Source organism: Kitasatospora sp. NPDC001159 (assembly GCF_053598235.1).
Window position 1 is genome coordinate 1 of sequence record NZ_JBSFJV010000174.1, and the last position, 9,015, is coordinate 9,015.

The window sequence follows — 9,015 nt, forward strand, 5'->3', positions numbered from 1 at the left end:
GGCCCGGTGCCCCGTCCGGACGGGGCACCGGGCCGGGAGGCTCAGGAGCGCGTCAGTAGACGCAGGGGATGCCGCCGTCGGACTCGGCGTCGACGCCGGGGCCCTGCTTGGCGATGTTGGCGGCCGGGTCGCCGGTGGCAGGGGCGGTGGGGGTGGCGGGCTTGTCGGCGGCGACGCCGGTGAACGAGGTGCCGAGGGTCACCACCACGTGGTCGGCGCCGGCCGAGGCGGACTCCGTGGCGGTGACTCCGTAGCGGGCGGCGATCTGGTCGGCGGCGTCCTTGGCGCCCTTGCCGTAGGTCACCGTGGTGGTCTTCTGCTTGGCGGCGGCGGGGCCGGTCCTGCCCTCCTTGAACCCCATGCCGACCAGGGCCTTGGCCTCGGCGGTGGAGGAGACTCCGGCGGCCGAGGAGGCGTTGAACACGTCCACGGTGGCCGAGGTGGCCGCCTTGGTGGGCGTTGTCGGCGTCGGGGTGGGCGTCGGGGCGGCGCTGGCCGGGGCGCTGCTCCCCGTGTCGGTGGCGGCGGGAGCAGGAGCCGCGTCGGCGCCGCCGAAGACCTGCTTGACGATCCTCTTGATCTGACCCTGGTCGACGATGTTGACCTCCTGGCCGTTCACCTTCTTGAGGTCGGCGACGGGGAGGGTGTTGAACTCGACGTTGCCGCCGGTCAGGGCCGGGGCCTGCTGGGCGAAGTCCAGGATGTTCCACTCGTTGTCGATGACCAGGTCCTCCTGCACGACACCGAACAGGCCTTTCATTTTGCCCAGGTCGCCGACAATGCCCTTTTGCTTGAGGTTGTGGACGACGGAGGAGATGAAGGCCTGCTGACGGTGGGTGCGGGCGAAGTCGCCGCTGTTGCCGTCCGGGCCGTCCAGGTTGTGGCGCTGGCGGACGAAGGAGAGCGCCTGGGAGGCGTTGAGGTGGTTGATGCCCTTGTGGAAGTCGGCACCGGAGCCCTGGCCCTCCATGGCCGGGTCCTTGGTGTCGTGGGTGAGGCAGACGTCGATCGGTTCGAGCTGCTTGGCGATGTCGTAGAAGCCCTTGAGGTTGACCTCGGCGATGTGGTCGATCGGCTGGTCGAGGAAGGTCTGGACGGTGCGGATGGTGGCGGCCCGCCCGATGTCACGGCCGGCCTTCTCCAGGTCCGCGCCCTTGAGCCCCTTGGCCTTCGGGCTCCGGTCAAAGTTGTCCTTGGCGGTGCCGTAGGCTTCCTTGATCTTGTGCATGCCCTGCTGGGAGCCGTCCCCGTTGTAGGTCATGACGTAGTCGTCGCGGGGGACGGAGACCGCCTGCACCTTGCCGCCGCTGGCCGGTATGTGCAGCAGGATCAGCGAGTTGGTGTTGTAGCCGCCGATCTCGGAGCTGTGGCCGGCGTGCAGCTCGTCCTGAACGACCTCCGGCGGCAGGTCGGAGCCGTCCATGGCCTTGCGGCTGTCCAGACCGATCAGCAGCAGGTTGACCGAGTTGTCCAGGTGCTTGGGCGCGTCCTTCTTCGTCTCCGCGATCGCGTTGGAGGTGGTCATCCCGTCGGTCAGCGACGTGTACTCGTACCAGACCACCCCGCTCGCCGCGAAGACCGCGAAGCCGACCGTGCAGGCAACCACCCGGGCCCCGATCAGCGCCGGGGAACTCCGGTGGGCGGGGGCCTCCGCGGGCTTGCGGACGGCGGTGCGCCCGCCCTCCTGCTGCTCGGGCTTGTCAGGCATGCTGCCTCCTCCGGTCCCGGACCACCCGGACCACGATCACCAGCAGGGCCGCCGCCGCGGCCTGCGCCATCACCGGGAAGCCGTTCACCACCCACTTCGCCGAGCCGGTGGCGAGCTTGCTGCCCTGGTACCTCTCGCTGTCGCCCGCGAACTCGACCACGGCCGTCACGCCCAGCACGACCAGCGGGGAGGCCGCGACCACCCACCACCAGCCCCTGCGGGTGCTGAGCGCGGCGGCCAGGCCTATGCCGAGCACCGCGCACGCGTTGAAGGCCGCGCCCATGCCGGGGCCGGAGAGCTCGTCGATCACCGCCCCCACCAGTGGCAGTCCGACGGCCGCCACCGCGGGCAGGGCCGGTCCGCCGGAGAAGGGGCGCTGAGGGCCGGTGGGCCTGCCGGCCGTCCGTCGCTGTGAACCCTGGTCGGACGGCCGACCTCGCTGCCCTGCCACGCACTCACCCCTGGTGTTCCCGTGATCGGCGCGCCTCGGTCGGCGCCTGCGCCGGGCTGCTGTGGAGAGCGGTTGCGGCGCTGCCTGTACGGGACGCTGGTGTTCGGCCGGCCGGTTCCCGTTCGCGGTTTCCCGGTTCTGCTGGGGGCAGGCCCGTTTTCGGATTTGCTCTACAGAGGTGTAGAGATCGTACGCAGCATAGAGCACGTCTGTTCGGCGGCAAGTCCGCTTGTGCACGGGACTTCATACACTACACCGAGCAGTTTTCGAGAGGGTCGGCGGATGCGCCGACGGACAAGGAGAACGCCGTGGCGACCACGGGCGGAGCGGGACGGCCGGAGAAGCGGAAGGCGATCACCCGGGCCGCGATGACGGTGTTCGGGCGTGAAGGGTACGTCCGGGCCAGCATGGACGCGATCGCGGCCGAGGCCGGGGTGTCCAAGCGGACGGTCTACAACCACTTCGCCGACAAGGAGACCCTCTTCCTGTCGGTAGCACTCCAGAACTCGGCGGAACTGACCGAGAAGATCGGGGAGTTGATGGCGAAGTACCTGGACCGGGTGGTGGACCTGCGCCAGGACCTGGCCGACTTCGCGGTCGAGCGGGCGCTCGCCGTCCTCTCCGCGGGGGACCACGGGGCGCTCGGCCGGGCGATCCGCGCCGAGGTGGCCAACATCCCGTCGGACGTGCTGGAGGCCTGGCTGGAGGCCGGCCCGGTGGCCTCCCAGCGCGACCTCGCGGAGCGCTTCGCGGCGCTCGCCGGGCGCGGGCTGCTGGCGGTCGCCGAACCGGAGCTGGCCGCCGAGCAGTTCACGCTGCTGACCTTCCACGGCGTCGCGGAGCGCTCCTTCTGGGGCGCCCTGCCGGTGGCCGAGGAGGAGGTCGAGCGGATCGCCGGGGCGGGCGTGGACGCGTTCCTGAAGATCTACGGCGCCCAGGTGTCGTAGGCGTCGCAGGCGTTGTCGTTGCCAGCGCCGGGAACGCGGAGCGGGGGCGGCGCCCGGCGCCGCCCCCGACCTGCCGATCACTTCCGGCGGATCACTTCCAGTTGATGCCCTTGCCCAGGGTGTACGGATCGGCCCAGTACTCGGCGCCCGCCACCTTGGTCGCCTGCGGCGCCAGCGCCAGCACGCAGGAGGTGATGGACTGGCCGTTGGTGAAGCCCTTGGGGAAGGACGGGTGCGGGCACTTGTCGAAGGTGCCGATCAGCATCACCTCGCTGGCCTCCGAGCCGTCCGGGAGCGTGCCCTTCATCTGGGTCAGACTGGAGAAGGACAGGTCGGTGCTGCCGACGTTGGTGACCTTGAACCGGACGTAGTACGGCACCATGCCGGCGGCCTTGTCGCCCAGCTTGAGCGGGGTGAGGTCGGCCGGGTCGCCCTTGTCGATCGAGGTGACCGCGAGCGAGACGGTGCCCTTGGTGCTGCCCGAGCTGAACGGGACGGTGACGGCGTCGCCGATCTTCACGGTGGTCCCGGGCGCCGCGGTCGAACCGGCCGGGGCCGGGGCCGCTGCCGAGTCGGACGCCGCGGCGGTCGGGGCGCCGGTCGGGGCCGCTGCCGAGATGGAGGGCACCGGGGTGGTGGGCGCGGCCGACGGCGTGGCGGGCGCCTGGGTCGCGGGCGGGGTGCTCGCGGTGTCGGACGACGAGGCGTCGTCGTTGCAGGCGGTCAGGGTGAGCGCGCCGGCCGCGGCCAGGCCGACGAGGGCCAGGGCGCGGCGACTGCTGCGGATGGTCTTCATGTGACGTCCCCCGTCATTGCGGACCGCCGTGGCGGCGATCCTTCTGAGGGACGTTCATATCGCAGTTAGGAAGCGGGGCGCCACGGCTTTGGCGCCGTCTTGACTTCGCCGTGACGACTCCCACGCGGGTCTGTGACAAGGGATGCCGAGTCGTGATCGGCTGTCCTCGAACGATCTGACGCCCCGACTGACCGCAGGCCGTGCGATTCGCTCCGCCGTGTTCCAGGATGCTTCGCAGATGATCGATCAGGCCCGCAGGCTGGTGGCCGACCGCTTCCCGGACGCGCTCGCCGTCGTGCTGGGCGGCTCCACCGCTGCCGGGCGCGCAACCGCCACCAGCGACCTCGACCTCGCCGTCCTGGTCGCCGACGGCGAGTCCTAGCGGGAGACCGTCCGGTTCGAGGGCCGCCTCGCCGAACTCTTCGTCCATACCGAGGCGGCCCTCGCGGAGCTCTTCGCGGCAGACCTCGGCTCCCGCCGGGCGACCATGTCAGAGCATGTACGCCACCGGGCTGCTGCTCGTCGATCCGCACGGCGCCGGTGCCCGGCTCCGTCGACGCGCCGAGGCCGATGCTCCACGAACTCTTCGTCAACGCCTGGAAGCACGCGGGGAGTCCGTCCCCGCTGGTCACCCTCGTCCTGTCCCCGCAGCTCCTCCGTGTCTCGGTCTGTGACGACAGCCCGCTCCTCCCCGAGCCCCGCACCCCCGCTGACCCGCTCTCCCTCTCCGGCCGGGGCCTGCACCTCGTCCGTGCCCTCACCCACCGCTTCGGTGCCGACCCCCGCAAGCAGGGCAAGGTCGTCTGGTTCGAACTGGAGGCCACCGCGTGAACCCCCGCCCCCGCCCCCGTCAGCCGATGAAGCCCACCGACCCCCGGATCCGGGCCTACACCGACGACCACATTCGCACGCTCCTCGCCGAACTCCACGAGCGTGGCCGCAAGTTCGGCCTGATCTTTCCGTCCGCCGCCACGGGCAAGATCCTCGATGGCCGTGTCCTCGTCCGCTTTACTGGCCCGACCTCGAAACCTTCATCCACCACCTGGGCTTCGCCGCCGACGACTCCGACACCGCCCTCAACCTCTACCGCCTGCTCTTCGCCGTCCAGCGCATCGCCTACCGCGAGGCCGCCGGCCGTAACTCTCCCTGGCTGGCGACCCGCCTCAACCCCCGTTCCCACTAGCCTGACCGCATGGACGAGTTCGCGACCCGCCTGCACGACGCCTGGGAGTGGTGGGACGCCGCCATCGAGGACGCTCAGGAGGGCCGCTGGATCCGCACCCCCGTCGAGCGCCAGGTGATGGACGACATCGCCGCCGCCACCATCGGATTCGGGTACCCCGACCCGTCCACCGAACTCTCCTTGCGCGTACGGCTCTGCCGCATCGCCACCTGGGCGGGCGTGCTCCGCCTCGCCGCCCGGGCCGGCGGCTGGGAACTCGTCCCCGTCGTCGGCACCACCCCGCCCCGCCCGGCGGGCATGGCCGAGCTGCTCTCCGCCGTCTACGCGGTCGGCGAGCAGGGTGAGGTTTGGCTGCGGCGACTGCCCGTCGACGGCTCGCCGCCGCCCCGCGCGGTCGCCCGGTTCGAGGCCTTCGTCACCGGCCCCGGCTCGGTCGAGGACCTCCGCCAGTTCTTCTACGACTAGGAATCCGCAGGACAGCCCACCCCGAAGTCCGGTACGACAACCCGGTGAGACTGAGAACGAAGATCCACCAGGTCCGCCTCGGCCGGGACGAGTACCGGGTGATCGCCCCGGCGCGGCAGACGGCCGGCGCATTCCTCTACGCGAGCCCGGGAAGCTGGTTCATGGACCTGCACGTCGACCGGCAGGGCGCCGAGGACCTCGCGACTGTCTGGGCCCTGGCCGCCCGCTCCAGGCGCTCCCTCGTCCACCTGCCGCTACGTGCCAACACCGGCCCGACCGGTCTGCCCGGTATCCCGTCCGAGGACCGGTTGGACCTCCTGCTCGTCCACCACAGCCTCGGCTTCCCGCCGTCCCGCTGGAAGGAGGTCCGCGCCCGGCTGGGCGCCGGGATCCCGCACACCGTCGACCTCCCGGCCAGCGACTTCCCGCCCGAGGAGGCCGTCGACTACGAGCGCCACGGTTTCACGGGCTGGCGCGATCAGCTCCGCTTCGCCGGGGCGGCCCACACGCTCGTGGTCACCGGCAGCCCCACCGCCTTCCGCTGGACGGGCTCCCAGCTGCACGCGTTCAGTCGCGAGGCTCCCGGTCGGCGCCCCGACGCGCACTACTGCCGCACCCTCACCCACGAGGGTTGGGGCTCCGGCCGTGCGGCCAAGGGCGTCCCGGCGAGCCTGCACATCTCCTACGCCCACCGCTGGCGCGCCGAATGAGCCAGCAGGCCTTGGAGCAGGAAGTCGGCCCGTCCGACTTCCTGCTCCAAACCGCTTACTTCTTCGGCGTGAGAGGAGTCAGCGGTACGGAGACCCGGCTCTCCCAGGCCTGCTCCAGTGCACGCACAAACGTTTCCGCAGGCTGCGCGCCAGACACGCCCAGCCGCCGGTCCAGGACGAAGAACGGCACCCCCGTCGCCCCCATCGCGCTCGCCGTCGCCTCGTCCTCGCGCACCGCCTCCGCGTACGCCTCCGGGTCGGCCAGCACCGCAGCGGCCGCCTCGCCGTCCAGCCCCGCCTCGACGGCCAGCTCGACCAGCCGCCCGTCCTCGAACGCGGAGCGCTCCTCGGCGAAGTTGGCCCGGTACAGCGCGTCCAGCAGTTGCCCCTGCCGGCCGTGCTCCTTGGCGAAGTGCAGCAGGCGGTGCATGTCGAAGGAGTTCGCCGCGTCGCGCCCGTCGTCCAGGTACGGCAGCCCCTCGCCGCGCGCGTTCTCGGCGATCCGGGCCTCCGCCGCCTCGGCCTGCTCCAGGCTCATCCCGTACTTGGCGGCGAGCAGCGGGACGACCGGACGGGCCTCGCGCGGCGCGTGCGGGTCCAGCTCGAAGGAGCGGTGGACGACCTCCACCTCCTCGCGGTGCGGGAAGCTCTCCAAGGCCTTCTCGAACCGCGCCTTGCCGATGTAGCACCACGGGCAGTTGATATCGCTCCAGACTTCTACGCGCACGGCGCGGCACTCCTTCCAGCCTTGCGCGGACCTCCCGCGCGAATACCTACCGGAACGCAGCCGTCCGCATGAATATTTCTCGTACTGAAATATTCAGGTGCGGGAGGCGCTGCGCAACCGGGAGGATGGTCTGGCGAAGTGGCTGTGTCCGTCTCCGATGTCCGACTGGGGGAGTCGCCGTGCCTTTCGAGTTCGTCCGCCGCCTGGACGGCCTGGTCTACCGCTACCGCCAGGACGGCGAGTTCAACGGCAGGCCGTCGTTCAAGCGGGTGGACCTGGACGTGTGGTGCCGCTGGCTGCCCGAGCGGGGCTGGTGCACGGTCGGCGCCGACGGGATCGCCAACGGCTGGCCGCTGCTCGGGCAGACCGGGGAGGAGCTCTTCCCGCCGTTCGGCCCCTGGCGCAGCTGGAAGGCTGGCAAGTCGTACCTCTACGACCTGCGCCGCACCGGCCAGCCGACCTAGGCGATCAGGCGCCGCAGGGCGGCGTGGGCGGGCGGCCCCCAGCTGGACTTGCCTCCCGGGCGGCCGCGCAGGCCGGCGGTTCAGGGTTGGTCCCGATACCGGTCGGGGGCGGCGGCCGAGCAAGATCGAACACGTCGCCAAGAGGCGGCTCGGCCGCAGGCCATCCAACGGAGTGTCACATGAAGCCCCTCGCCCGTCGCGCCGATGCCCTCGGACTGGCCTGCTCCGCCCTCGTCGCCCCCACCCCGCAGCGGCGCGTCGGCCCCGGCTGGGAGGGGCAGTTCGCGGCCAACCACCTCGGGCACTTCACCCTCGCCTGCGAGCTGTACCCGCTGCTGGCCGCCGCCCCGGGCGGCGCGCGCCTCGTGGTCAACAGCTCCGCCGGGCACACCCTCACCGACATCCGCTGGCACGACCCGCACTTCCGTACCGGGTAAGACAAGTGGCTTGCGTACGGCCAGTCCAAGACCGCCAACGTGCTGTTCGCCGTGCACCTCGACGCGCTCGGGCGGACGGACGGCGTGCGGGCCTTCGCCCTCCACCCCGGCAAGATCATCACCGGGCTGCAGCGGGAGATGACGCTCCAGGAGCAGATCGACCGCGGCTGGGTGGACGAGCGCGGCACGGTCGTCGGTGCCGACTTCAAGACCCCCTCCCAGGGTGCTGCCACCGGCCTCTGGGCGGCCACCTCCTCGCTCCTCGCCGACCGGGGCGGGATCTACCTGGAGGACTGCGAGGTCGCCCACCTCGCCGGCCCCGCCGACCCGATGGACGACGGCAGGGTCCGCCGGTACGCCGTCGACCCCGACGCGGCCGCCCGCCTCTGGGACCTCTCCCTCGCCGCGACCGGGGCCACCCCGATCCTCGGTGGCTAGAGGCAGATCCAGCAGTACAGCCGCTCGCCCGCCGCGCGCGCCCGGCGGGCGAGGGCGATCAACTCCTCGGCCAGCGGCAGCAGATCGGCCGGGTCGGCGCCGCCCCACTCCTCCGCCAGCGCCCACTGCGCGACGGCCTCCTGCACCCGGGCGTCGGGCACCCCGGCGAGGGCGTCCCGGGTGGCGTCGTCGAGCCCGGTCACCCAGGGGCCGGTGACCCACGGGTCGTCCTCGTCCTCCAAGCCGTCCGGTCCGGGCGGCGGGGTGGTCGGCCAGACCGCCGCCGCCACGACCAGATCGGCCCGCCACGCCTCCTGGCGGACGGCCGCGACGAGCTGCCCCAGCATGACAACCGGATCGACGTGCTTGGCCTCGACGCCGTCGAAGCCCTCGCCGGATCCCCCGCCGGATCCGTCATTGAACTCGGGCCGCCCGCCGCCCGTGATCTCCAGGGCCCGTGCGACGGTTGCCGCATCCGGCGCCCGGAAGTAGTCGGTCAGCACACCCATCCCGGCAGCCACCCCCTCGTCTCGATCCGTCTCGCTCCCGGGGAGCAGTCGATCAGACGCCACTGACACCGGCTCACCCGCCCGGAAGTGTGTGGAGCGGGAAGTCGGCCCGGCCGACTTCCCCCCGCACCCCCCCCCCCTGGGGGGAGGAGGCGTTTGTTGGCCCGCCCCTAAGGCAGG

11 protein-coding genes and 2 pseudogenes are annotated in these 9,015 nt (G+C 71.8%); 7 read left to right on the forward strand and 6 right to left on the reverse strand.

The features are described from left to right. Positions 1 to 52: 52 nt before the first annotated feature. Together ACWC9T_RS39510 and ACWC9T_RS39515 are read right to left on the reverse strand one after the other, a co-directional pair. Positions 53 to 1,708, reverse strand: a complete 1,656-nt coding sequence (locus ACWC9T_RS39510; RefSeq protein WP_449825875.1) for an LCP family protein — start codon at positions 1,706 to 1,708, stop codon at positions 53 to 55. Further along, positions 1,701 to 2,159: a DUF6542 domain-containing protein gene (locus ACWC9T_RS39515; protein WP_449825876.1), complete on the reverse strand. Its 459-nt coding sequence runs from the start codon at positions 2,157 to 2,159 to the stop codon at positions 1,701 to 1,703. Before ACWC9T_RS39515 ends, ACWC9T_RS39510 begins: the two co-directional genes overlap by 8 nt. Before the next feature lie 308 nt (positions 2,160 to 2,467). On the opposite strand from ACWC9T_RS39515, the gene ACWC9T_RS39520 reads away from it, so the two are divergent. After that, entirely contained in the window at positions 2,468 to 3,106 is a 639-nt protein-coding gene (locus tag ACWC9T_RS39520; RefSeq protein ID WP_449825877.1) for a TetR/AcrR family transcriptional regulator, read from the forward strand. A gap of 91 nt (positions 3,107 to 3,197) precedes the next feature. On the opposite strand, the gene ACWC9T_RS39525 is transcribed toward ACWC9T_RS39520, so the two are convergent. Then, a complete protein-coding gene (locus ACWC9T_RS39525; RefSeq protein ID WP_449825878.1) occupies positions 3,198 to 3,902 on the reverse strand; it encodes a hypothetical protein in 705 nt (234 codons plus the stop codon). Positions 3,903 to 4,140: 238 nt separating this feature from the next. On the opposite strand from ACWC9T_RS39525, the gene ACWC9T_RS39530 reads away from it, so the two are divergent. The 4 genes from ACWC9T_RS39530 (at position 4,141) to ACWC9T_RS39545 (ending at position 6,260) form a co-directional block, all read left to right on the forward strand. Then, complete coding sequence (locus tag ACWC9T_RS39530; RefSeq protein ID WP_449825879.1) at positions 4,141 to 4,284, forward strand: nucleotidyltransferase domain-containing protein; 144 nt, start codon at positions 4,141 to 4,143, stop codon at positions 4,282 to 4,284. A gap of 188 nt (positions 4,285 to 4,472) precedes the next feature. Continuing rightward, positions 4,473 to 4,733, forward strand: coding sequence for an ATP-binding protein (locus ACWC9T_RS39535; protein WP_449825880.1), 261 nt, complete (start codon positions 4,473 to 4,475; stop codon positions 4,731 to 4,733). Positions 4,734 to 5,094: 361 nt separating this feature from the next. After that, positions 5,095 to 5,550, forward strand: a complete 456-nt coding sequence (locus ACWC9T_RS39540; RefSeq protein ID WP_449825881.1) for a hypothetical protein — start codon at positions 5,095 to 5,097, stop codon at positions 5,548 to 5,550. 44 nt (positions 5,551 to 5,594) lie between these two features. Next, positions 5,595 to 6,260: a hypothetical protein gene (locus tag ACWC9T_RS39545; RefSeq protein ID WP_449825882.1), complete on the forward strand. Its 666-nt coding sequence runs from the start codon at positions 5,595 to 5,597 to the stop codon at positions 6,258 to 6,260. A gap of 55 nt (positions 6,261 to 6,315) precedes the next feature. On the opposite strand, the gene ACWC9T_RS39550 is transcribed toward ACWC9T_RS39545, so the two are convergent. Next, positions 6,316 to 6,987: a DsbA family oxidoreductase gene (locus tag ACWC9T_RS39550; protein WP_449825883.1), complete on the reverse strand. Its 672-nt coding sequence runs from the start codon at positions 6,985 to 6,987 to the stop codon at positions 6,316 to 6,318. A 179-nt stretch (positions 6,988 to 7,166) separates the two neighbouring features. Here ACWC9T_RS39550 and ACWC9T_RS39555 point away from each other — a divergent pair, with 179 nt between their 5' ends. After that, entirely contained in the window at positions 7,167 to 7,451 is a 285-nt protein-coding gene (locus ACWC9T_RS39555) for a hypothetical protein (protein ID WP_449825884.1), read from the forward strand. On the opposite strand, the pseudogene ACWC9T_RS39560 reads toward ACWC9T_RS39555, so the two are convergent. Beyond that, positions 7,448 to 7,528 (reverse strand): annotated as a pseudogene (locus ACWC9T_RS39560) (phosphotransferase); the annotation flags it as partial. The gene ACWC9T_RS39555 and the pseudogene ACWC9T_RS39560 sit on opposite strands and share 4 nt — an antisense overlap. Positions 7,529 to 7,684: 156 nt before the next feature. Between ACWC9T_RS39560 and ACWC9T_RS39565 the strand changes: the two are divergent. Then, positions 7,685 to 8,326: pseudogene (locus ACWC9T_RS39565) on the forward strand (oxidoreductase); the annotation flags it as partial. Here ACWC9T_RS39565 and ACWC9T_RS39570 read toward each other — a convergent pair. After that, positions 8,323 to 8,835 (reverse strand): hypothetical protein, encoded by a 513-nt coding sequence (locus tag ACWC9T_RS39570; protein ID WP_449825885.1) that lies wholly within the window; start codon positions 8,833 to 8,835, stop codon positions 8,323 to 8,325. The pseudogene ACWC9T_RS39565 and the gene ACWC9T_RS39570 sit on opposite strands and share 4 nt — an antisense overlap. Positions 8,836 to 9,015 lie beyond the last annotated feature (180 nt).